Source organism: Paenibacillus sp. 8b26 (assembly GCF_050626875.1).
In the GTDB taxonomy this organism is placed as follows: domain Bacteria; phylum Bacillota; class Bacilli; order Paenibacillales; family Paenibacillaceae; genus Paenibacillus.
Window position 1 is genome coordinate 5,505,426 of the sequence record NZ_CP192445.1, and the last position, 22,727, is coordinate 5,528,152.

Sequence of the window (22,727 nt, forward strand, 5' to 3'; positions counted from 1 at the left end):
ATGAAGGGGGACATAGGTCATGGCAGAGCAAATTCAACAACTGGAAGCAGGAAACATCAAGATTTCCAACGATGTCGTAGGTAAAATTGCGGGGATGGCCGCACTGGAGACGCCCGGCATTGCTGCAATGTCAGGTGGCTTATCTGAAGGCTGGGCCAAAAGGCTGAGTGGTAAAAATGTGCAAAAAGGCGTATCAGTGGAGGTTGGACAGTTGGAAGCTGCCATTGATCTCCGTATTATTGTGCTCTACGAAACACCGATTCATGAGGTATCCCGAATTCTTCAACAAAATGTGCGGGAAGCTGTCGAAAGCATGACAGGTCTGCGGGTTGTGGAAGTGAACGTAAAAGTAGAGGGAGTCGCTTTCAAGGACGACGCAGTGTAAAAAAAGACAAGGCGGGTACATCGACGTTTTCCGCCAGTTTTATACATGCAGGGAATTTCCCCGCGAAGATACAAATAAAACACGAAAACTGGCGGTTTCAGGATCGCCAGTTTTTGTTTGCAGATAAGCTGCAGCCTATTCCGCCAGATTGAACACATGTATATACATATACAAAAGAACTTCCAAAACCACCATTATCGGTGATCTGGGAAGTTCTTTTTTTAACGGGAACGGTTGGCTCTCCGGGTTTGAAAACGATTAGGGACTTCGGTCCGAACTGCTACTCCTGTGGTACGTTCCTGTACTGCCTGCTTGGTGTTTTCACGGGAGATGCTAAGCATAATTCCCATGGAGAACATCGTAACAAGAAGGGACGATCCACCAAAACTGATAAAAGGAAGCGTGACCCCGGTGATCGGAATAGTCTGGGTTACACCGCCGATATTAATGAACGCCTGAATGGCGATCAGGCCCATAATACCTGTACCCACCAACGTCCCAAACGGATCATGGCAACGCAAGGCGATAATCATCCCTCGCCAAATGAAATACAGGTACAGCATCAGGAATATCGCGGTTCCAATGAATCCGAATTCTTCACCAATTACGGAAAAAATAAAGTCATTAAACGAGTTAGGCAGATAGTGAAGCTTGATAATGCCCTTACCAAATCCTGACCCACTTAGTCCGCCTTCTCCTATAGCTTGCAAGGATTGCACCAGATTATATCCAGTTCCCAGTTTATATTCCATAGGATCTAGAAAGGCTTGAAAACGTCCGATTTTGTAATCTTGATTGGCTGTGGCTTGTCCATCTGTTGTTCCAGAATTTCCTCCAAACAACGAGCCTACACCAAAAACGAGGGCAGCGCCCAGTAAGAGCAGACCAATCGAAGCTGTAATATGCTTGACACTGGCTCCCCCGGCATAAATAATCAGGCCACTGGTGGCTACCAGAATGAAGCAAGAGCCAAAATCCGGTTGAAGCATAATGAGTCCTGCAACAAAGCCTACAATGACGGTCACGGGTATGTAGCCGGTTCGTAAATCTCTAAAGCGATCCCCTTTTTTGACAATCAGCGCGGATAAGTACAGGATAATGGATATTTTCGCAAGCTCGGTTGGCTGGAAACCAATACTACCAAATCTGAGCCAGCTTTTTGCGCCGTTGAGAGAGCCTGTAAAAAGAACGATGACTAGCAGTAAAATGGTGATAAAAAACAAGGGCACAAAGAGCTTTTTATATTTTTCCATCCTAATATTCATAGCTACGAACATGATGAAAAGTCCTAGTATAGCAAACGCAGCTTGACGCTTCACAAAATATAAAGAGTCAAAATTGTAATCTTTATTCAGCAGAGCTACGCTGGAGCTGGCGCTAAATACCATGATTACACCGAATCCAACCAGCAACAAGGTGAGGATCAGCAATTGGAAATCCGGTGTGCCTCTTCTTCGAGTCTCCGGCTTCGTATTTCTCATATCAGCTTCCCCCGGTATTCGCCGCAAGTGTATGCCTCGCAGGCGTTTATCATTATTATTTTATCGTCTATCCATTTAATCATAGTATGTTTGGAGGGCTTCTGCAACCTCTATACAGCAACGGATATCGCAATAATTCCATATCTGCTACAATAGAATACAAAATAAGGTTTGAGAGCAGTGGCACATACGTTGTGAATCTGCAAGATTTATCGGGAAGCTGCCCGGTGTTTTAAAAGAGAGGTGGAGCAATATGACAGAACATGCGACAGATAAGAGCTGGTTTGACCAGCTACAGGACCATATGGTGGAGTGGCGCAGATATTTACATAAAAATCCCGAAATCTCTTTTCAGGAAAGCAAAACCGCAGCCTTTGTAGCGGACAAGTTGGAAAACTGGGGGATTGAGGTTCGCCGTCACGTAGGAGGGCATGGTGTTGTCGGTACCATTCGTGGTTCCAAGCCCGGCCCTGTTGTGATGCTACGCGCTGATATGGATGCTCTCCCCATTCAGGATGAAAAAGAGTGCGAATATCGTTCCAGCGTAGACGGAGCCATGCACGCATGTGGACATGACGGGCATACGTCCGTTTTGCTCGGAACGGCTTACTATTTTAGTCTGCATCGGGATGAGCTGGAAGGAGAAATACGGTTGTTGTTCCAGCCTGCGGAGGAATTGTTGCCTGGCGGCGCGGTCAATGTGCTGAAGGATGGTGTGATGGAAGGTGTGGACGTTATCTATGGCATCCATCTATGGACACCGTTCCCGGTCGGAACGGCTGCGAGTTGCGCAGGGCCGTTGATGGCGGCGGCGGACGATTTTTATATTGAAATTACGGGCAAGGGTGGTCATGGCGGTATGCCTCAGTCCACCCATGATAGTGTGGTAGCGGGCTCAGCTCTTGTTATGCAGCTGCAAAGCATCGTGAGCCGTTCAGTGGACCCTTTGCGGCCTGCTGTGCTGACGGTGGGAACAATTCAAGGGGGAGCTGCGCAAAATGTCATTGCGGAAACATGCCGCCTGAGTGGGACGATCCGTACGTTTGACGAGGAAACCCGGACGGTGATGAAGGATCGGTTGCATGCGGTTACGGAGCTTACAGCGGCAACTTACGGAACAACAGCCAATATCCGCTATATTATGGGATACCCGCCTGTTGTAAATGATGCGCAAGAAGCTTTGCGTTTCTTTAAGGAAGCAGGACCTGTTTTTGGAGAGGGAAAAGTTCAGGAAGCGTCGAAGCTGATGCCTGCCGAAGATTTTGCTTATTATATGGAACGTGTGCCGGGCTGCTTTATGTTCGTGGGAGCGGGTAATCCTGCTAAAGGAGCCGTTTATCCGCATCACCATCCTAAGTTTGATTTTGACGAGGACGCGATGATTAAGGCGGTTCGTTTGTTTATTGCGATGTCTACCGGATATGCTGCGGAGCGAAAAACAGAAAATTCCAGCCGCTAACAGCTAACGTGAGCTGAATCTGGATGAGCTGATTCGGCGTATGAGCAGAACGAAATGGGGTACCCTACTCTTGAAAAGGAGGGAGTACCCATGAAAAAGGTTCAGGAAGTTATGACTGAAAAATGTGTAACGGTTACCCCGCAAGACAATATTTATGAAATTGCGCTCAAAATGAAGGATAACGACACCGGTTTTATCCCGGTTGTGGAGAGCGAAGGCAGTGACAAGCTTATTGGTGTGGTAACAGACCGTGACCTTGTCGTTCGCGGTTATGCGGGCAAGCATTCCGGCTCTAGTTCGGTCGACGCAGTGATGACGACAGGTATCCGTACAGCTCAAGCCGACATGTCGGTGGATCAAGCAGCCGAGCTGATGGCGGAGCAGCAAATCCGTCGTCTGCCCGTAACGGAAGGGGATCGTTTGATCGGGATTGTTTCGATTGGCGATCTGGCCGTACGTAATATTTTTGCAGACAACGCTGGAGAGGCGCTTAGCCATATTTCTGAACAGGTTCACTAGGTAAAAAAGCAAGGATAGACCTGGATAAAAAGGAGTTCAACCCGTATACGGGTTGGACTTCTTGCTATTCCGATTGATCTGCGAATAAACGGATAAACTGTTTATTATATAGATTTTAAGTTGATGCGTTATAGATTGACGGGAGGTAATTATGAATCCGGATCACCCTTGTATTGTACAACGCGATTTTACCGTTTTGCTGGAAATCGGACTGCCCGCTTCGGAGCATGCACGTTCACAGTTGCAGGTCTATGCGGAGCTGGTTAAAAGCCCGTCCGCTTTTCATACATATCACATCACTCCATTGTCTCTGTGGAATGCGGCTGCCCTTGGGTGGAGTGCCGCGGATGTTCAAAATAGTCTACATTCCATGTCCCGTTGGGATATTCCCCGTGATTTGTTAAAGGATATTGAACAGCTCGTCTCCCGTTACGGGACGTTGACGCTGTCACGGGCGAGAGCAGAAAAAGAGGGGCGTTACAGCACGGATACTGCTGATCTGAACAGTATAGAGAAAGATGTAACTATAGACATGGAGACGGATACAACTCACAGGGGTGCAGCGGTCGACCGCTTCATACTAACGGCGGACAGTCCGGCTTTACTGGATGAACTGCTGCTCAAACAGGATCTGGAGCAGCTTGGTTTGCTTCGTGACAGTGAAGTGACCGTGTCGGTTCCGCCAGAAAATCGGGGATTGCTCAAACAGGAACTGACCCGTCTTGGTTTTCCGGTCATTGATACAGCAGGCTATCTTGAGGGGAATCAGCTTCGTTTTTCTCTGGGTCAGGGACAAACAGAGCTGAAGCTTCGTGATTATCAAATGGAGGCGGCTGAAGCGTTTGAGGGGGCAGACGGTCTGGGCGGCAGCGGTGTACTGGTGCTTCCATGCGGAGCAGGAAAAACCGTGATCGGTATGGCGGTGATGGAACGGCTTCAGTGCGAGGTGCTTATTTTAACCTCCAATACCACATCTGTTCGACAATGGATTGAGGAATTGAAGCTAAAGACGGATATTCCTGCCGATTCCATTGGGGAATACAGTGGTCAGAAAAAGGAAGTGCGTCCGATTACGGCGGCGACCTATCAGATTTTGACGCACCGCCGTACCAAAGATGGGGAATTTGAGCATATGAAGCTGCTGAGCGAGCGCAAATGGGGGCTGATAGTATATGATGAGGTGCATTTGCTGCCCGCGCCGGTATTTCGAGCAACGGCGGATATTCAGGCTACCCGCCGTTTGGGCTTAACCGCGACGCTGGTTCGGGAGGACGGGTGTGAGCGGGATGTGTTCTCCTTGATCGGACCGAAGCGGTACGACATGCCATGGAAAGAGCTGGAGCGACAGGGCTGGATCGCTCAGGTCGATTGTGTGGAGCTGCGGCTCCCCATGTCGGCTGCGCTTCTGGAGCGCAGTATGCGTGCTGAAGGCAGGCAGCAGTACCGGATCGCCGCCGAAAATCCGACCAAGCTGGAAGCGGTTCGCAGCCTGATGCAGCAGCACAAGGGCTTGCCCACGCTTATTATCGGGCAATATTTGGATCAGTTGCGCACATTGGCCCAGGAGCTGAACGTGCCGTTGATAACCGGGTCAATGAGCCAGACAGAACGAGTGCGGTGGTTCGATGCATTCCGCAATGGTACGATTCGGACCCTGCTGGTGTCCAAGGTGGCGAACTTTGCTGTGGATTTGCCGGATGCGGCCGTGGCTATTGAGGTATCAGGCAGCTTCGGTTCCCGTCAGGAGGAGGCACAGCGGCTTGGCCGCATTTTGCGACCCAAGACTGGTGAAAATAAGGCTTATTTTTATGCGCTGGTGACGGAGAACAGCAAGGAGACGGATTTTGCAGCCCGCCGTCAACTGTTTTTGATTGAGCAGGGCTATGAATATGCGATTTGCAGATTTAGCTCGGGGGAGGTTATCGGGAACCTGGTTAATGAGGCTGATGCTGGCGGAAAGAAAAAGGAGGCGTGATCAAAAAATGGGCGTAACGAACACGGAAGGCGGCTGGAAGGAGCTTGCATCGGATGAGCTGTTAGTGCTACGTCGATGTTTTATCCGGCACGCGGGACAGCCCATGAAGGAAGAAGAGCCATTACGGCTTACAAGGGGAGCGCTGAGCGGAGCCGAAACGAAGCTGGCACTGCACGGACTGCGCGATCGGGGCTGGCTGGAGGCGGTTACCAAATCGTGGGGCGAACGAATGTTATATATTCCGGTTCATCGGTTGCCGGATCTGTACGAGATGCTGTTGGAGCAAAGTCAAAGTACGATGAAAGCAATGGATTCGGATCAACTGGTGACGGTGCATGAAGCGATGACTGGACTGGAAGCGGAGTTGTTGCATGCGTTATCACGTATTGCAGTGCAAGGAGTTCCTTTGACAGCGAAAGGGACCATTCATAAACGGTCGCTGCAAAAGCTAAATGAGCTGACTCCCTTTCATCCGGAAGATTTGACTGGACTTGGGCTACAATATGCGCACGCCGAGCTGTATCCGGTGCAAACGGTGGTGATGATGGACTTGCTGCTCAGCTTGGGTCTGCTGGTGAAAGAAGCTGCTTCTTTTCATGTTCAGGAAGCCGGGCTGGCAGCGTGGGTTCGCTTGTCCGCTTGGCAAATGCGCAAGCATATTCTTGTCACGCTCATGGAAAGGTACGGCAAGGCCGAAGCGTCTATGCAGCATTTTCGTTATATGCTGTGTGTGGCCTCCACTCATGCGGAACCAGAAGGCTGGATTCATTTCGGGCCGTTACTCCAATGGATGACTCAAACGGGACTGATTTCGCAAGAGAGTCAGAGTGGAGAGGACCGGAAAAGTGGTGATTATCTGGAATTTTCTGTTATACATGCAAGCCCTGTGAGGATTGAGGACAACACGGTATCTAATTTCAACCTTAACGGACAATACATGGATATGGTTAGGGGCTGGGTGACAGCGCTGACTGCCTTTGGAATGGGTGATTGGGGTCTGACCGCGTCGGGAGAACTGTGTTTTCGCTGGAACGTGCCAGCGCTGGATATGCTTCGTTCCAATGATGAGAAGGGTGCGGTTCAGGAGCAAGGTACCTTTTATGTACAGCCGGATTTTGAAATATTGGTACCGCCGGATGTAGCTTATGATGTGCGCTGGAAGCTGGAATGCTTCTGTGAACGTGTGACGGGGGACCGTATGGTAATATATCGGATCACCCGGGAAAGTGTTACAGAGGCCATCGAGATGGGGATGGAGGCCGAAGCCATTCCTGCACTTCTGGACAAGTATAGCCGGACAGGCGTGCCTGATCATGTACGCGTGGCGATGGAGCAGTGGGCAGGGGATGTGGGACGGACAGCGTTTGCGACGGTAACACTTCTGCGCTGCGGTATCCGAGAAGACGCAGACACTGTTGCACGTCACCCCGGGCTAGCTGGTTTGCTTGAACAGATCGGCGAAAAGGACTTTATCATTCCGGCACGTTTGGCTGCCAAAATCCGCAAGACGCTTGCTACGATTGGGCTAAGTCCACGACAGGAGCCGGAGGGGATAGACGAGCTGGTTCACCGTTATCCGCTGGTTGCGGGAACGGAGGGGATTTGTCCGGATAGCTCCGACAGTACATTCAGGGCGGAAGATACAGAAACGACGAATGGCGAAACGGCTGGCGCAATGGTGGCGGACTCGAATCAGGAATGGCCGATGTTTTCACAAGAGGGAAGGGCTGGCTTGGTTTACACGGGCCGAACGTTACATTTTTATGAACGGGAGCATACGCTACCCGACCCAGCCGATTATTTTCCAGAGAAATCGGCAGTACCTGCGTCATGGACGAAGGAATGGAGAAGCTACCATGCATCCACTGCCCGGCAGCTTATGGAACAGGCAATTCGCTGGCAAGCGGCGGTAGGACTGCGAATCGGTGAAAAAGAAGTCAAATGGATACCGGAAGCGGTGGTTGCCGGTGAACCGTGGAGTGTGACTGGCTGGTATGCTACCGGTATGGACGGTGAAACGTTGCCCCGCACGACTTTACAGCCGGGGGAATGGTCGGATATGCGCCTGCTGGTTCCTTTTACATAGAAGAGCCAGGATGTGCATGAAACTCCTTCTTCTCAAAAGAAGGATGTGGTATGATAAATGAGTCTACTTTACCAGTAGAACTTTATATAAAGTGAGATGAACATTCATGAGCGTAGCCGAATTGAATACGGTCAATATGGCAGAAGTGCTTATTAACGCCTATGAATTGGGCGATATGGTCAACCGGTCCTTTGAGGTATCGGATTATTTATATTGGAAACAGCGTGTGGAATTGAATCCGTCGATTCTGGCGTGTGTACGCAAGCTGGATGCCAAAAAGGAGCTGTTCGCGGAAACGGAACGTTTTGGGCATTTTCACCCAAACTTTCATGAAGCGAAGGATGCAGTGCAGGCCGTCGAACTGGAGCTTGAACAATTTCAGGAGGTTCAAGAGTTCAAACGGGCAGAAAGGGCGTTGGATGATATGCTCCATGCTATGTCCGAAACGATTGCTTATTCTGTGTCCGACACTATTAAGGTGCCGAGCAATGATCCGAATGTGAAAAAGGGTGGCTGCGGTAGCGGAGGCAAGTGCTCCTGCGGATAGGCCATAGGGATGATATCGAATGGAGGGGAGATGAAGCGAATGTTTGCCGAGCGGACAGGGTACATCATTTGGGTGAGCGATATCAAGGCTGCCCGCAATTTGGAGAAATACGGAAATGTCCACTATATTTCGAGGCGTATGCATTATGTTGTCATTTACATGAATGCAGATCGGGCAGAGGATACCGTTAAAAATATTCGCAGGCTTTCCTATGTGCGCAAGGTCGAACGCTCCTTCCGAAATGAGATCAGGACGGAGTATAACGACGATAAGGAAAAATTAAAAGAGTATGAAATATAATCTTTAAATGGTGTGAATTTCAAGTTTTCTTAAAAAAGTCGGCCCTTGGGCTGGCTTTTTTTTATAAAGTCAGGACTTTTGCATAATAGTCTTAATGCTGATAGACCTAAAATTATCTTTAAAAATTAGTGATAAACTTCAATTTTGTAACTTGTAGTCCCGGGTCTGTTGAGGTAACATATGAATATATTGGTAGATATAAAGACCTATCTGGTGGGGAGAGTGATCCCGTGCGTGACAAGGCAATGCAGCGATGGAGTACATACGAGCCGTTCTACGTAGAGATGGGCGACAAGAAGGTCGCCGATATTGTGATTACAAATCATGCGAAAATACGCTACTTAGACCGTATAGAACAGAAACAGTCCGAAACGAATCATATCGCCGCCTGGCTTTGGGAATGCCTGAAGCAAAACAGGATGGAGTCCTATTATCACAACGAAGAGGATGTATATTTAATTGATGGTGACCTGGTCGTCGTGGCCGAGTTTGGTGAGTTGCCTGGCGAAATGGATATTGCAGGTAACCCGCTCCACAAAATGATTGTAATCACCTTTTTGGGACGGATGTCAGAGACCATTGAACTGCGGGATTTGAAGTCATACTATTCCTGGTTGCGCCATTCGCGGCGTATGACACTGATGAAAAGCACCCGCAAACGGAAATAGACGTTGATTTGGCGGAAGTCATATCGTCAAGTATTTTATCTAGCAGAAGTATGCAGGAATCAACTGCATACTTTTTTTATTGTATAGCATCTATAATAAAAAGCCCCTAATTCAGTATGTTTTCTTGGAAATTCTTCGACAGACGTTTTTCTTATGTTAAAATAAGAACATCAGAGGGGAGAGGACTGTCAGTATGAACTTTCATCAGCTACATATTTTTTATACGGTAGCGGAGCGGGGGAGCTTCTCAGCAGCGGCGCAAGCGCTGCATATGACGCAACCTGCCGTGACGATGCAAATTCAGTCTTTGGAAGATTATTTTGGTACGAAGCTGCTGCATCGGTCCACCAAAAAAATCGAGCTGTCGGAGGCAGGAGCGACACTGCTACCTTTTGCGAAAAAAAGCATGCAGCTTATCCGCGAAGCTGATGAGGCGATGTCTGCTTTTACTCACATGCTGGAGGGAAGATTACATATTGGGGCAAGTCTTACGATTGGCGAGTATATTGTGCCGAGAATGCTGGGGCCGTTTGGTCAGGAGTACCCTCATATACGCATGGCGATGAATGTAATGAATACGACTCAAATTATGGATGATATTTTAAAGCATCAGTTGAATTTGGGGCTAATTGAGGCGCCGATTCAGCACCCGGATATCGTGGTGGAGCCTGTGATGCAGGATGAACTGAAGCTGATTGTTCCTTCGGGACATGCACTGGCGAAGGCCAAAAAGGTAGTTCTGGAGGATGTGTTTAAGCATCCTTTTGTAGCAAGAGAAAAGGGGTCAGGTACAAGGCAAGTGATAGAGGACGAGCTGAAAAGCCGCGGTGTTGATGCGTCTCGGCTTACCATCGTTATGGAGATGGGCAGCACTGGAGCGGTCAAATCGGCAGTCGAGGCTGGATTAGGCATTACGATGCTATCGCCTTCTTCGGTGAAGCATGAGGTTGCACTCGGATTGCTTAAAATTGTAAATATTTCCGATATCACCTTCAAACGCGAGTTCTATGCCATCCATCTGAAATCAGCACTGCTGCCGATTCCGGTGGTAACCTTTCTGTCATTCTTGCGTCGTCATGATCAGGGAACGGATGTGTCCGGGGATACGGTGAACGAGCTTGCAGAGATGAAAGAGGAGGAGAATGCGTAATGGAGGAGCATACGAATTCGGGACGATACGATTTGCACACTCACACTCAGGCATCTGATGGAATGCAGCCACCAGCGGACAATGTGCGTTGGGCCAAGGAAAAAGGACTGGCAGGGGTTGCAATTACGGATCACGATACGGTAGCTGGGCTGGAGGAAGCTCTTGAGGAAGGACAGCGATTGGGCATTACAGTGGTGCCGGGGGTGGAAATTAGCACACGGGCAGGCGGTAAGGATATTCATATACTCGGTTATTTTATGGATTACCGTAATGAAGTTTTTTTGGAACGGTTGGAAAAGCTACGTCAGGCGAGGGATGCCCGCAATGATCTGATTTTGAGTCGGCTGCGTAGCATGGGTGTGGAAATCACACTCGATGAGGTGGTAGCTACGATGGGCAGACCGCTGGCGCCGGATGAAAGCATTGGACGTCCGCATATGGCGGATACGCTGGTACAAAAAGGCTATGCGAAGGATATGAGGGATGCGTTTGATCGTTATTTGGCAGAGGGAGCGCCCGGTTATGTGTCTGTGCCCCGAGTGGAGCCTGCGGAGGCCATAAGCTGGATTCGGGAAGCAGGAGGAGTACCTGTGGTGGCTCACCCTGGATTGTATGGCAATGATGAGCTGGTTCGCTCCATTGTAGAGGAGGCCAAGCCTGCGGGCCTGGAGGTGCGACATTCAGACCATAATGATGCGGCTGAGAGTCGATACGCCGCAATGGCGGCACATTACGGGCTGATCCCGACTGGTGGCTCGGATTTTCATGGTGCGCGCCAAGGCGTCATTTTTCACGGTGATCTAGGCAGCCGCAGTGTGGAGAGTCAGGTTGTGGAGGAATTGAGAAAGGCTGCTGCTGGACAAAAGTAAGTACACATATTGGCTAACACAAATAGCCCCTTGTTTTGTGCCTGCACACATGAAGTGTGGTTTGCACAAGATAAGGGGCTTTCGGTCGATTCAAGGGCCTTGTCCGCTATGCTTGTGTTTCGCGGTGGGCGTTCTTGAATGAATGCTTGTTTATAAGATTATGCTGGTGAGGCTTAGCCGTTTTTGATGCGGTTCGGCAGCTTTTTGACCAGATCCTCATCGGGTGTGATAAAGAGCGTACGCTGATGATCATAGATGACAAAGCCGGGCTTGGCTCCGCTAGGCTTGCGCACATACCGGATCAAGGTGGCGTCTACGGGTACGCTGCTGGACTGTTTGGCCTGGCTGAAATAGGCAGCGAGCTGAGCAGCTTCCTCCAGCGTTGCATCTCCGAATTGCTCGGCGCGAATAACGACGTGTGACCCCGGAATATCCTTTGTATGCAGCCACGTGTCATTAGGCCCGGCCAGTCGGTTCGTCACATATTCGTTCTGCAAGTTGTTTTTGCCGACCAGCAGCTCGATGCCTTCGGATGACGTATATACGTGTAAGGTGGGTCGGTCAGTTTTCTTCTTTTTCTTCCCTTTTTTGGCCCGGTCTCGGAGATAGCCTTGCTGAACCAGTTCTTCACGTATTTCCTCGATATCGTTCATGGAGGCATGAGCCAGTTGCTGTAGAAGATTGTCCATATACCGAATTTCTTCGTGTGTTTTCTCCAGTTGTTCATCAATGACAGCCAGGCTGTTTTTATATTTATTGTACTTTTTGAAGTAACGTTGAGCATTATCCGATGGGCCCAGCAACGGGTCCATCGGGATGGTCATCGGACGCTGTTCTTCATCATAAAAGTTGGTGAGCGTCACTTCCTTGTCGCCCTTCTTCACTTCATGCAGCGAAGCGAACAGCAGCTCTCCATAAATGCGAAATTGATCGGCATCCTCTGCCTCAGCTAAATCCTGATGCAGATGGTCGAGTTTTTTTACATTTTTGCTCCGTTCGTTTTGCAGGAAACGCAGCAGGTCGCTTACCTTTTGCTTGACTGTATCCCGTTCTGCTTTTTCACCGAAAAAGTCCTCCATACACTCACTGATCGTAGTGTATTCCTTGCGCTCTCCTTCAATCAACGTGAGCGGAATGGCTGAAAACATCACTTTTTCCTGTGCGTTCAGACCAGATACCGGCTGAAAACGATGATTCCGCACGTCATCCATGATGTGGCTGAATGTATTCCACAGCGGACGATAATCGTCAGCAGGTGATTCATTGGAAACTCGGGTCAGCATCTCCTCGGCAATAAGGGGACTCAGTCCAGTAAAGGTGTTCACGATCCAGCGTTTGGGAGCTTCTTCGGCTTCGATAGCTGTCTGATATGAGGATGCAAAAGCTATTTCTTCCGTTTCCAGCGGATTCAGCTTATTTTGTTCAGGAGGCTCCGTGTATTGAAAGCCGGGCATGATGACCCGATAGCTGCTGATGGACGGTGTGACATGATGGATACCATCCAGCATAACGCCTGTTTCTGGGTCAAGCAAAATAATATTGCTGTGTCTGCCCATCAGCTCAATGATAATCCGCTTGAGTGAAATATCCCCCAGTTCATCACGCTGACGCACATCCATGTGAATAATACGTTCCATGCCCACCTGGGTAATTTTCTCGATAATACCACCTTCGCAGTGCTTGCGAAGCAGCATGCAGAACATAGGGGCCTCCGTCGGGTTGAGAAAGCTTTGTTCTGTAAAATGTACACGCGGGAATGTCGGGTTGGCCGACAGCAACAGCTTAACGCTTCCGCCTTGAGCCCGCAGATTTAGTAAGATATCGTGATCGTTCGGCTGATGTATTTTATTGATGCGCCCGCCTCGAATGCTTTGCAGCTCGTGTACGATAGCGTGGGTTACGATTCCGTCCAATGCCATAATGTCTGTTCTCCTTTGAAGCAAATATTTTTGCCTTCCTTCTATGATACATAACTTTGGGACAAAACTTAAGCAGTATTGTGATATTTCAGGTCCTGTCCGAATAGATTGAATCTAGAAAGTCTGTCCAGCTTATCAGCATTCGTGGCACAAAAACGCAATAACGGGCAGCCATCCTACGCACTACCGACGGAAACGGACTATCTGACCGGGAGGGAATTGGGGAGAATGGAACAAGCACACTGGCACCAATTAAGCAATGAACAGCTTTCAACAAGCCTGGAAGTCGACCCGAAGCAGGGTCTTTCGGAGGAACAGCTTGCGGAAAGAAGAGAAAGGTCAGGATGGAATGAGCTGAGCGAGGGGAAGCGTGTCTCGCCGATCCTGCTGCTGCTGAATCAGTTCAAGGATTTTATGATGCTCGTACTGATGGGAGCCACACTGATATCCGGCCTGCTCGGCGAATATCTCGATGCGATCACCATTATTGCTATTGTTGTGCTGAATGGAATTCTTGGTTTTGTGCAGGAGTTTAGAGCGGAACGTTCACTTCGGGCTTTGAAGCAGTTGTCTGCTCCAACTGCTAAAGTGCTGCGGGGAGGCAAACGGATTCAGGTTCAGGCCAGAGAGCTGGTACCGGGTGATATCGTGCTATTGGAAAGCGGCGACCGTATTCCCGCAGATATAAGATGGCTGAGCACAAACGGCTGCGACGTGGAGGAATCCGCCCTGACTGGCGAATCGGTCCCAGTGAGCAAGCATAGCCGCCCTATTCATGCCGCCGAGGTACCGCTGGGAGATCAAAAGAACATCGGCTTTATGGGCACCATGATGACCAGAGGTACAGCTCAGGGAGTTGTTATTCGAACAGGCATGAACACAGAAATGGGCAAAATCGCAGACTTGATCCAAAATACGGAGTCTCAGGAAACCCCGTTACAGCGCCGACTGGAGCAACTGGGCAAAATTCTGATCATCGTTGCGTTAGGGTTAACCGTGCTCGTCGTCGTAGCAGGCATCCTGCATGGACAGCCAGCGATGAGTATGTTTCTGGCCGGGGTGAGCTTGGCTGTAGCGGCTATACCGGAAGGATTGCCTGCCATTGTGACGATTGCGCTCGCCTTGGGCGTGCAGCGTATGATCAAACGCAAGGCGATTGTGCGTAAGCTGCCTTCCGTTGAAACGCTCGGATGTGCGTCTGTCATATGCTCCGACAAAACTGGTACGCTGACCCAGAACAAAATGACGGTTACCAAGCTATGGGTGGATGGTCGCTTCTGGGGAGTGACGGGAGAGGGCTATGACCCGCACGGACATATTATGGATAGGGATACTCCTGCGGATCTCAAAAACGGACAATCACTTCGCAGACTGCTGCAAGCCAGCGTGCTGTGCAACAACGCGGAAATTGTTCAAGCCGACATGGATGAGCTGCGTTCGAAAAAGAAAGCCAAGGAGGCGACGCCGACCGCTGTTTGGGAGCTGAAAGGCGACCCGACGGAGGGGGCGCTTGTCACTTTAGCCGCCAAGGGCGGGGTTACGCGTCAAGGACTGCATGAGCTGTATACACGAGAACGCGAATTTCCTTTTGACTCGGAGCGAAAACGGATGTCTGTACTTGTACGGCATCAGGGAGGGCATATCGTCTTTGCCAAAGGCGCGCCGGATGTGTTGTTAGGCCAATGCTCCTACATTTTATGGGAAGGAAATGTCGTTCCACTGACGGGTACGCTGCGCCAAAAGGTGCTGGCAGCCAACGAAGGAATGGCCTCGGAGGCGCTGCGTGTACTCAGTGTCGCCTACCGGGATATCCGCTCGCATGAGCGCGTCGTCTCGGTGGAAGAGGCCGAGACCCAGCTCATCTTCATCGGCCTTACGGGCATGATTGATCCGCCGCGCCGCGAGGCAAGGGAAGCCATTGGCAAGTGCCGTCGTGCTGGCATCCGTACGGTGATGATTACGGGCGATCACGGTACCACAGCCGAGGCTATTGCGCAGCAGCTAGGCATTTTTCAGCGCGGCTCGCATGTGCTGACCGGACAGCAGTTGTCTATGATGGATGATGCGGCGCTTGATAAAGCAGTTGACATTGTCTCCGTGTATGCGCGGGTGTCCCCGGAGCATAAGCTGCGGATTGTCAAATCGTTGCAAAGACGCGGGCATGTCGTAGCCATGACTGGAGACGGCGTGAATGACGCGCCAGCGATCAAGGCATCGGACATTGGTATCGCGATGGGCATTACGGGAACGGATGTGACCAAGGAAGCGGCTGCGCTCGTGCTCAGCGATGATAATTTCTCGACGATTGTAGCGGCGATTGAAGAAGGACGGAACATTTATGAAAATATTCGTAAATTTATCCGTTATCTGCTTGCCTCCAATGTCGGTGAAATTTTAACGATGTTTTTCGCGATGATGGCCGGTCTGCCATTGCCGCTACTTCCGATTCAGATTTTATGGGTGAACCTGGTGACCGACGGACTTCCGGCGATGGCTCTGGGTGTGGATCAGCCGGAAAAGGATCTCATGGAGCACAAGCCACGCGGTGCAAAGGAAAATATTTTTGCCCGTCGTCTCGGCTGGAAAATCATTAGTCGCGGCCTGCTGATCGGCTTATGTACGCTTGCTGCGTTCTGGCTGACGTTGCGTATCGCTCCTGATAACGCAGCACAACTGGTCAAGGCACAGTCGGTTGCCTTCGCCACATTGGTACTGGCACAGCTCATTCATGTGTTCGATTGCCGCAGTTCCCGTTCTATTTTCCACCGCAATCCATTTCAAAATAGTTATCTCGTACTTGCCGTGCTGTCTTCAGTAATATTGATGCTGGTGGTTATGTACGTACCTGTGCTGCAACCTATTTTCAAAACGGTACCGCTTGGCTCCCGCGAATGGGCGCTCTCCATTGTCGCTGCCGGCATTCCGACCTTCCTGATGGGGGCGGGAAGCGTATGGGGCGGCAGACGCAACCATCGTCACGGGGGACATACCCGCTTCGCTTCGGGACGCACGAAGTTTTCGGCGTAAGCTCCCGGCTCAATCCGGGAACAGACCTATATGCATCACTTTTCCCTTTTTGCCCTGTATGCTATCATGGAACCAAAAGCTTCATAAGGAGCATGAGATTAGCAGCAACGGCGGGGGGAAGCTATGGAATTCACAAAAATGCACGGATTGGGTAATGATTTTATCGTTTGGTTTGGGCATCAGGAATTGCCGCCTGACGCTTCGGAATTGGCTGTTCGGCTGTGTGACCGACATTTTGGTGTCGGCGCTGATGGTCTGGTATATATACTGCCATCTGAAAAAGCGGATTTCTGCATGCGCATTATCAATTCGGACGGCTCGGAGGCTGAGCAATGTGGAAATGCCATCCGTTGTGCAGCCAAATATGTGTATGACCGCAAGCATATCAGCCGTGAGCAGATCACGATTGAAACGCTGGGTGCAGGTGTGCAGCAGGTCGAATTGACCGTAGTGGACGGACTTGTACGTCAAGTGAAGGTCGATATGGGAGAACCGATTCTGGATGGCTTGAAAATTCCAACCACGCTGGATCTGGCTAGTGTCATCAACCTGTCCATCGAAACTGGAGGCAGTGGCTTTCGTTTTACAGCTGTATCCATGGGCAATCCGCACTGTGTGATTTATGTTGAGGATGCACCTGGCTTTGATCTGGAAGCCTGGGGGCCTAAGCTGGAATGTCACCCGCTGTTCCCTAAAAAAACAAATGTCGAGTTCGCTACGGTACGAAGCCGGGACCAAATTGACATGAGAGTATGGGAGCGGGGAGCCGGGCCTACGTTGGCATGTGGAACCGGAGCCTGTGCTACGCTTGTGGCCTCTGTATTGAACGGATACAGCGACCGCCGCGCGATTGTCAGCCTGAAGGGCGGCGATCTGGATATCGAATGGAACGAGAATGACAATCATGTATATATGACAGGTCCGGCTGAGGTTGTGTACGATGGACGTTTGTCCTGAAATAAGCGAATACAGCATGTGATATAGAATGTTATAGGTAAGTGTGATGAAGACCTAAGCAGGTCTTCTTTTTTTGCCTGAGCAACATTCTGTCTTTTTTTGACGTCTGAACCATGTATAATATAGAAAATGAGAAAACGATAAGGAGGCCGTTCATGGTGCGGAAATTTCGTTGGATTTCAGCGTTCGCAGCCCTTATATTTGTAGTCGCCGCGCTTCCGGCTCAGGCCGCGACCGTTCCTGCTACTATGGAAAAAACGACTGATAAGCAGGTCGGCTCGTTAACCCCTACTGTCGTGAACCGTTTGGAAAAGGCAGTACAAGAACTCATCGGTACGAAGACGGAATTTCAATTTGACGATGTGACGGATATGGGTAAAACCTGGATTGTCGAGGGCGGGCTGGAGGATGGGACAGCTACGTTTCAGACGGAATATAATAAGGAAAAAAACAGAGTGGATTCTACAACCGTTCGATATAAAATAAGTAGCTTGGCAAAGGCGATGGATGCGCCACTCAAAACTAAAGTGCTGAACAGCGCCAAAGCGTTTGACAGCAAGCGTCCTATGCAATTTGAGGCATTCTGGCGGGTCAAATCCCCTTACCAGTCTAACAAGCCTTCGAATTATTGGGTATTCTGGGGTGCAGGGGAAAAGGCTTCCTCGCTGTACGTTGACGTGGATCGCGGCAATAGCATCACCATCAATGCCGACTACCCGCTGAAGCAGGTGGACCCTGTGTTGCTAAACCGTGCAGCGAACAGCTTCAAGCGCGTTAGCGGACAGCGTATCACGGTGCAGCATGCTTCGCGTTACAAGGACGAGGCAAAGGGGCTTTCTTATTGGTCGTTTGAGGATGCAAACGAGGCGAGTGAGGTCAAAATTGGCGCAGTGACCGGCAAAGTGCTGGCTGTGTCCACCTCAGGGGTGGATTGGAACGATGACGCGGATTTTAAAAAATCGTTTGCCAGCCCGAAATATACGTCCTCTGAAGCTTTAAAGCTGGCCAAGCCCAAGGTTCAACTGTTATTTAGCATCAATTTATCCGATTATAATGTGGGAATCCAAGGAAATGCATATACGTTTTCCAAAAAGCAAAAGGGGACGCCCTCTATTGTGGGTAAAATGAATAAAAAAGGAACTTTTTACGCTTTCTCTCTTCATTCTTCGGATGGGAAATTGCAATAAATGTAGTAGAAAATAGCAATGATGAGTCAAGTTGCTTCGCTCCTGATCGCATAATAATGGGGAGTGGGGCGGCTTTTTTTGTTTTTGGCTTATGTTTGCAGTCTCTTTATGTTACATTAGTATGAAAATAAAGAGCGGGGTGGAGAAGAGGACATGAAACCGGATTTGCGTACTGTGCTGGATCGTGAAATTATTGTCGGAGACGGCGCAATGGGAACCTTTTTATATCAGCTTGGATTTCCGGTAAATACGTCTTACGAAGAGCTGAATATCACATCGCCTGACGTCATATCAGACGTGCATCGTCAATATGTACAAGCGGGAGCACGGTTGCTGGAGACCAATACGTTTTCTGCAAACGATTATAAGCTGGCCCGCTTCGGGCTGGAATCCAAGGTGGAAGAAATTAACCGTGCCGGGGTGAGAATTGCCAGAGCAGCGGCTGGCCCGGAGCATTATGTGGTGGGTGCGGTAGGCTCCATATGCGGTGGTAAAAGGCTTAATATATCCAAGGTAGAGCTGGCACGTAACTATGATCAGCAGATTGATGCACTTCTCTCCGAAGGGATAGATGGCATTTTGTGCGAAACTTTCTATTCGCTGGATGAAGTGCGCATTGCCCTTCGTGGTGTACGTAAATATAGTAATATTCCGGTGATTTGTCAGTTCGCGGTCGATCAGGTTGGTCGTACACAGGACGGTTTTTCGGTGGCAGAGGCTTTTACGGTGTTGCGTAATGAGGGGGCGGATATCCTCGGATTTAACTGCCATTCCGGTCCGCAGGGGATTATGAGCGTGATGGAGCAACTGGATGGTCCACTATCAGTACCGCTGTCGGTATATCCTAATGCGGGTCTGGCGGATTATGTGGATGGTCACTATGTGTATGGTGCATCGCCTGAATATTTTGGGGAATGTGCGGCTTCCTTCGTAGAGCTGGGTACGAGAATCATCGGTGGCTGCTGTGGAACCACACCAGAGCATATCGCAGCGATTTCTAAAGCTTTGAATGGTTTGCAGCCTCCTCCGCTGGCTCCAAGAGACTTACTCTCGGATGCGCCAGTCATTGTGGCTGAGCCGGAACAGATTGCACGTGAAGGGGAAAGAGGCAACGGTAGGAACGCCAGTGAACCTAACATTGTGGAATTGGTCAAGGAGCGGCATACGGTCATTGTAGAGCTCGATCCTCCGCGCGATCTGGACATTACGCGGTTCATGCAAGGGGCACAGGCGTTGAAAGCGTCAGGGGCCGATGCGCTTACGCTGGCAGATAATTCACTTGCAGTTACTCGCATGAGTAACATGGCGCTTGGACATCTGGTGAGCCTCGAAACGGGCTTGCGCCCGTTAATTCATATTGCCTGCCGTGACCGCAACCTGATTGGTACCCAGTCCCATATGATGGGCTTTGATGCGCTGGGCATTGATCATGTATTGGCCGTTACGGGAGATCCGGCGCGGTTCGGTGATTTGCCGGGTGCCAGCTCGGTGTATGATATGACTTCTTTTGAAATTATACGTATGATCAAACAGTTGAATGACGGTATCGCTTTTTCTGGCAAGCCACTCAAGCAAAAAGCTAATTTTGTGGTGGGTGCCGCCTTTAATCCCAATGTCAAGCATTTGGGTAAAGCTGTGCAGCGGCTGGAGAAGAAAATTGCTTCCGGTGCGGATTACATTATGACCCAGCCCGTTTACGACCGCGAACTGATTATATCCATGGCGGAACAGACTCGTCATTTGGAGGTGCCGATTTTTATCGGTATTATGCCGCTGGCCAGCGGGCGCAATGCGGAGTATTTGCACAACGAGGTACCCGGCATTCAGTTGTCCGACGAGGTCCGTGCGCGTATGTCTGGTCTGGAGGGTGCAGAAGGCCGCGCAATGGGCGTAACCATTGCCAAGGAGCTGCTTGATACGGCGCTGGAGCATTTTAACGGTATCTATTTAATGACTCCATTTATGTTCTATGAAATGACGGCGGAGCTGACTTCTTATGTATGGCAAAAATCCGGCCGTGTGCAGGCCCCCTTGTTTCGACTATAATAATCAATTACAATAGTATAATGGATGTGATGCCGATGTCATTGAGTATGACCGGATACGGTCAAGCCATCCTTCATTATGAAGGCTATAAAGTGCGCTTGGAGCTGAAATCGGTGAATCACCGCTATTGCGAAGTGATGATGAGGATTCCACGCGAATGGACTCGTTATGAAGATGGCTTGAGAAGAACGGTTCAACAGCAGATCAAGCGCGGCCGTGTCGACGTCTTCATTCACAGGGAACGTGATGAAGGACAGATACCCGCCGCACGGTTGAATGACACCGTAGTGCAGGCTTACTTGCATGCAGCGGAGCAGCTGGCGGATCGGTACGGTGTGAAGGGAACGTTGGGTATAAGCGATATTCTTGCGTTGCCTGACGTTCTGGGTGAGCCCGGTGAGGCTTGCGATGGAGAGGAAGAGGGCTGGGAAGAGCAGCTTCAGCAAGCTTTGAATGAAGCATTGCAAGGACTGCTGGACATGAGAAGGCGAGAAGGCGGGCATTTGGCGCAGGATGTGGAATCCCGCATTTCGCGTCTGGAATCCCTGCATCATGAAATGACGGTGCTGGCTCCTCACGTTGTGAGCGACTACCGTAATAGGCTAAAACACAGACTTACTGAGCTTCAGGACGGTTCATTTACGCTTGATGAGCATAAATTCGGAATGGAGATTGCTTTATTCGCGGATCGCAGCAGTATTGATGAGGAGCTTACCCGGCTTCAAAGTCACTTTGGGCAATGCAGGGGATTGCTGCTGTCGGACGAGCCAGCCGGCCGCAAATTAGATTTTTTAATCCAGGAAATGAACAGGGAAGTCAACACGATCGGCTCCAAGGCCAACCATCTTGCGCTAGTTAATTTAGTCGTGGAGATGAAGGCGGAGCTGGAAAAAATTCGTGAGCAGGCTGCAAACATCGAGTAGCTACCTGGTAGCGGCACGGCTGCAATAGTCACATGTATAGGGGGAAAGACCTGAATATGGCAATCAAATTGATCAATATTGGCTTCGGCAATATCGTGTCGGCCAACCGAATTATCTCCATCGTCAGTCCGGAGTCTGCTCCGATCAAGCGGATTATACAAGAAGCTAGGGACCGTCATATGTTGATTGACGCTACCTATGGCCGCCGGACACGGGCTGTTATTATAACGGACAGTGATCATGTGATCTTGTCTGCGGTGCAGCCGGAAACGGTCGCTCATCGACTATCCACTAAAGATGATGACAATGACGAATAAAAATGGAGTGTACTATGGCTAAGGGATTATTATTTGTATTATCCGGACCTTCGGGTGTCGGCAAAGGAACGGTAGGCAACGCACTGCGTGAAAAACTGCCGGAATTGACATACTCCGTTTCCGCGACAACCCGCTCGCCTCGCATGGGTGAACAGGACGGAGTTAACTACTTTTTTAAGTCGCGTGAACAGTTTTTGGGCATGATTGAACGGGATGAGCTGCTGGAGCATGCAGAGTACGTCGGTAACTATTACGGCACTCCGCGTGATTTTGTAGATCAGACGCTTGCGCAGGGAAAAGATATTTTTCTGGAGATTGAGGTTCAGGGAGCGCTTAAAGTGAAGGAGAAATTTCCTGATGGCATTTTCATTTTCTTGCTTCCGCCTTCGCTGGATGAATTGAAGGACCGGATTCGGGGACGGGGTACAGAAACTCAGGCAACCATTGATCACCGCATGTCGGTAGCTGTGGATGAAATGAATCTGTTGCGTCACTATGATTATGCGGTTGTCAATGATGAGATTGATTTCGCATGTAAACGAATAGAATCCATTATTATCGCCGAACATTGTAAGGTCCATCCATAAACGAGGACTTTACATATGCCAAGCGTATTTAAAGAGAAAATTACTATACAAGCTGAACTCGGAAATGTACACTGGAGTTCAGCTTGTATAGTCCCAAAACTACATGAAGAGGTGTCTATTCGTGCTGTATCCTTCTATTGATGAAATGATGAAAAAGGCAGATAGTAAGTATTCGTTGGTTGTAGCGGCTTCACGCCGTGCCAGACAGTTGCGCGAGGGTGAAAAGACGACTCTCAAGAATCCTAAATCCCACAAGCAAGTTGGAGTGGCATTGGAAGAGATTTACGCGGATCATCTGCGTCTTGAAAGCGGCGAAGACGAATAA

At 49.8% G+C, this 22,727-nt stretch carries 20 protein-coding genes; 18 read left to right on the forward strand and 2 right to left on the reverse strand.

Going from position 1 to position 22,727, the window contains the following annotated elements; all coding sequences use genetic code 11:
* Positions 1-19 precede the first annotated feature (19 nt).
* Positions 20-385 carry an Asp23/Gls24 family envelope stress response protein gene (locus ACQ4MX_RS25555; protein ID WP_013310912.1) on the forward strand — a complete coding sequence of 122 codons (366 nt, stop codon included), beginning with the start codon at positions 20-22 and terminating at the stop codon, positions 383-385.
* A gap of 221 nt (positions 386-606) precedes the next feature.
* Here the strand turns inward: ACQ4MX_RS25555 and ftsW are convergent, their stop codons facing one another.
* Positions 607-1,866, reverse strand: coding sequence for a putative lipid II flippase FtsW (ftsW, locus tag ACQ4MX_RS25560; RefSeq protein ID WP_431088007.1), 1,260 nt, complete (start codon positions 1,864-1,866; stop codon positions 607-609).
* A gap of 253 nt (positions 1,867-2,119) precedes the next feature.
* Between ftsW and ACQ4MX_RS25565 the strand changes: the two genes are divergently transcribed.
* The 9 genes from ACQ4MX_RS25565 to ACQ4MX_RS25605 all read left to right on the forward strand — a co-directional run bounded on the left by ACQ4MX_RS25565 (position 2,120) and on the right by ACQ4MX_RS25605 (position 11,439).
* A complete protein-coding gene (locus tag ACQ4MX_RS25565; RefSeq protein WP_431088008.1) occupies positions 2,120-3,325 on the forward strand; it encodes a M20 metallopeptidase family protein in 1,206 nt (401 codons plus the stop codon).
* Positions 3,326-3,415: 90 nt separating this feature from the next.
* Entirely contained in the window at positions 3,416-3,844 is a 429-nt protein-coding gene (locus ACQ4MX_RS25570; protein WP_025684238.1) for a CBS domain-containing protein, read from the forward strand.
* Positions 3,845-3,995: 151 nt separating this feature from the next.
* Positions 3,996-5,819 carry a DNA repair helicase XPB gene (locus ACQ4MX_RS25575; RefSeq protein ID WP_431088011.1) on the forward strand — a complete coding sequence of 608 codons (1,824 nt, stop codon included), beginning with the start codon at positions 3,996-3,998 and terminating at the stop codon, positions 5,817-5,819.
* A gap of 7 nt (positions 5,820-5,826) precedes the next feature.
* Positions 5,827-7,905 carry a helicase-associated domain-containing protein gene (locus ACQ4MX_RS25580; protein WP_431088013.1) on the forward strand — a complete coding sequence of 693 codons (2,079 nt, stop codon included), beginning with the start codon at positions 5,827-5,829 and terminating at the stop codon, positions 7,903-7,905.
* A gap of 106 nt (positions 7,906-8,011) precedes the next feature.
* Entirely contained in the window at positions 8,012-8,452 is a 441-nt protein-coding gene (locus ACQ4MX_RS25585) for a YlbF family regulator (RefSeq protein WP_044648891.1), read from the forward strand.
* Between the two features lie 39 nt (positions 8,453-8,491).
* Positions 8,492-8,752 (forward strand): YlbG family protein, encoded by a 261-nt coding sequence (locus ACQ4MX_RS25590; RefSeq protein ID WP_014282311.1) that lies wholly within the window; start codon positions 8,492-8,494, stop codon positions 8,750-8,752.
* Positions 8,753-8,982: 230 nt separating this feature from the next.
* Positions 8,983-9,420: a hypothetical protein gene (locus ACQ4MX_RS25595; protein ID WP_431088016.1), complete on the forward strand. Its 438-nt coding sequence runs from the start codon at positions 8,983-8,985 to the stop codon at positions 9,418-9,420.
* A gap of 193 nt (positions 9,421-9,613) precedes the next feature.
* Positions 9,614-10,570 carry a selenium metabolism-associated LysR family transcriptional regulator gene (locus ACQ4MX_RS25600; RefSeq protein WP_431088017.1) on the forward strand — a complete coding sequence of 319 codons (957 nt, stop codon included), beginning with the start codon at positions 9,614-9,616 and terminating at the stop codon, positions 10,568-10,570.
* Positions 10,570-11,439 carry a PHP domain-containing protein gene (locus ACQ4MX_RS25605; RefSeq protein WP_431088018.1) on the forward strand — a complete coding sequence of 290 codons (870 nt, stop codon included), beginning with the start codon at positions 10,570-10,572 and terminating at the stop codon, positions 11,437-11,439. Before ACQ4MX_RS25600 ends, ACQ4MX_RS25605 begins: the two co-directional genes overlap by 1 nt.
* A gap of 173 nt (positions 11,440-11,612) precedes the next feature.
* Here ACQ4MX_RS25605 and ACQ4MX_RS25610 read toward each other — a convergent pair whose 3' ends face one another.
* The gene (locus tag ACQ4MX_RS25610) at positions 11,613-13,358 is read right to left on the reverse strand and encodes an Rqc2 family fibronectin-binding protein (protein ID WP_431088021.1); all 1,746 of its coding nucleotides are present in this window, start codon (positions 13,356-13,358) and stop codon (positions 11,613-11,615) included.
* Between the two features lie 228 nt (positions 13,359-13,586).
* Here ACQ4MX_RS25610 and ACQ4MX_RS25615 point away from each other — a divergent pair, with 228 nt between their 5' ends.
* From ACQ4MX_RS25615 to rpoZ, 8 genes are all read left to right on the forward strand, one after another.
* Entirely contained in the window at positions 13,587-16,385 is a 2,799-nt protein-coding gene (locus ACQ4MX_RS25615; RefSeq protein ID WP_431088023.1) for a calcium-translocating P-type ATPase, SERCA-type, read from the forward strand.
* Positions 16,386-16,508: 123 nt separating this feature from the next.
* Complete coding sequence (gene dapF / locus ACQ4MX_RS25620) at positions 16,509-17,342, forward strand: diaminopimelate epimerase (RefSeq protein ID WP_431088025.1); 834 nt, start codon at positions 16,509-16,511, stop codon at positions 17,340-17,342.
* Positions 17,343-17,500: 158 nt separating this feature from the next.
* Positions 17,501-18,529: a hypothetical protein gene (locus tag ACQ4MX_RS25625; protein ID WP_431091411.1), complete on the forward strand. Its 1,029-nt coding sequence runs from the start codon at positions 17,501-17,503 to the stop codon at positions 18,527-18,529.
* A gap of 153 nt (positions 18,530-18,682) precedes the next feature.
* Positions 18,683-20,575: a bifunctional homocysteine S-methyltransferase/methylenetetrahydrofolate reductase gene (locus tag ACQ4MX_RS25630; RefSeq protein ID WP_431088027.1), complete on the forward strand. Its 1,893-nt coding sequence runs from the start codon at positions 18,683-18,685 to the stop codon at positions 20,573-20,575.
* A gap of 35 nt (positions 20,576-20,610) precedes the next feature.
* The gene (locus tag ACQ4MX_RS25635; protein ID WP_431088029.1) at positions 20,611-21,498 is read left to right on the forward strand and encodes a YicC/YloC family endoribonuclease; all 888 of its coding nucleotides are present in this window, start codon (positions 20,611-20,613) and stop codon (positions 21,496-21,498) included.
* A 56-nt stretch (positions 21,499-21,554) separates the two neighbouring features.
* Positions 21,555-21,815: an extracellular matrix/biofilm regulator RemA gene (gene remA / locus ACQ4MX_RS25640; RefSeq protein WP_005548256.1), complete on the forward strand. Its 261-nt coding sequence runs from the start codon at positions 21,555-21,557 to the stop codon at positions 21,813-21,815.
* A gap of 14 nt (positions 21,816-21,829) precedes the next feature.
* The gene (gene gmk, locus ACQ4MX_RS25645) at positions 21,830-22,402 is read left to right on the forward strand and encodes a guanylate kinase (RefSeq protein ID WP_044649102.1); all 573 of its coding nucleotides are present in this window, start codon (positions 21,830-21,832) and stop codon (positions 22,400-22,402) included.
* 121 nt (positions 22,403-22,523) lie between these two features.
* Positions 22,524-22,727 carry a DNA-directed RNA polymerase subunit omega gene (gene rpoZ / locus ACQ4MX_RS25650; RefSeq protein WP_013310893.1) on the forward strand — a complete coding sequence of 68 codons (204 nt, stop codon included), beginning with the start codon at positions 22,524-22,526 and terminating at the stop codon, positions 22,725-22,727.

Bases quoted from the DNA above. Each gene is read 5' to 3' on its own strand.
- ACQ4MX_RS25630 (WP_431088027.1), top strand. From the start codon at position 18,683: ATGAAACCGGATTTGCGTACTGTGCTGGATCGTGAAATTATTGTCGGA.
- ACQ4MX_RS25580 (WP_431088013.1), top strand. From the start codon at position 5,827: ATGGGCGTAACGAACACGGAAGGCGGCTGGAAGGAGCTTGCATCGGAT.
- ACQ4MX_RS25590 (WP_014282311.1), top strand. From the start codon at position 8,492: ATGTTTGCCGAGCGGACAGGGTACATCATTTGGGTGAGCGATATCAAG.
- ACQ4MX_RS25565 (WP_431088008.1), top strand. From the start codon at position 2,120: ATGACAGAACATGCGACAGATAAGAGCTGGTTTGACCAGCTACAGGAC.
- ACQ4MX_RS25635 (WP_431088029.1), top strand. From the start codon at position 20,611: ATGTCATTGAGTATGACCGGATACGGTCAAGCCATCCTTCATTATGAA.
- ACQ4MX_RS25610 (WP_431088021.1), bottom strand. From the start codon at position 13,358: ATGGCATTGGACGGAATCGTAACCCACGCTATCGTACACGAGCTGCAA.
- gmk (WP_044649102.1), top strand. From the start codon at position 21,830: ATGGCTAAGGGATTATTATTTGTATTATCCGGACCTTCGGGTGTCGGC.
- dapF (WP_431088025.1), top strand. From the start codon at position 16,509: ATGGAATTCACAAAAATGCACGGATTGGGTAATGATTTTATCGTTTGG.
- ACQ4MX_RS25555 (WP_013310912.1), top strand. From the start codon at position 20: ATGGCAGAGCAAATTCAACAACTGGAAGCAGGAAACATCAAGATTTCC.
- ACQ4MX_RS25600 (WP_431088017.1), top strand. From the start codon at position 9,614: ATGAACTTTCATCAGCTACATATTTTTTATACGGTAGCGGAGCGGGGG.
- ACQ4MX_RS25570 (WP_025684238.1), top strand. From the start codon at position 3,416: ATGAAAAAGGTTCAGGAAGTTATGACTGAAAAATGTGTAACGGTTACC.
- ACQ4MX_RS25585 (WP_044648891.1), top strand. From the start codon at position 8,012: ATGAGCGTAGCCGAATTGAATACGGTCAATATGGCAGAAGTGCTTATT.
- remA (WP_005548256.1), top strand. From the start codon at position 21,555: ATGGCAATCAAATTGATCAATATTGGCTTCGGCAATATCGTGTCGGCC.
- ACQ4MX_RS25615 (WP_431088023.1), top strand. From the start codon at position 13,587: ATGGAACAAGCACACTGGCACCAATTAAGCAATGAACAGCTTTCAACA.
- ACQ4MX_RS25575 (WP_431088011.1), top strand. From the start codon at position 3,996: ATGAATCCGGATCACCCTTGTATTGTACAACGCGATTTTACCGTTTTG.
- ACQ4MX_RS25605 (WP_431088018.1), top strand. From the start codon at position 10,570: ATGGAGGAGCATACGAATTCGGGACGATACGATTTGCACACTCACACT.
- ftsW (WP_431088007.1), bottom strand. From the start codon at position 1,866: ATGAGAAATACGAAGCCGGAGACTCGAAGAAGAGGCACACCGGATTTC.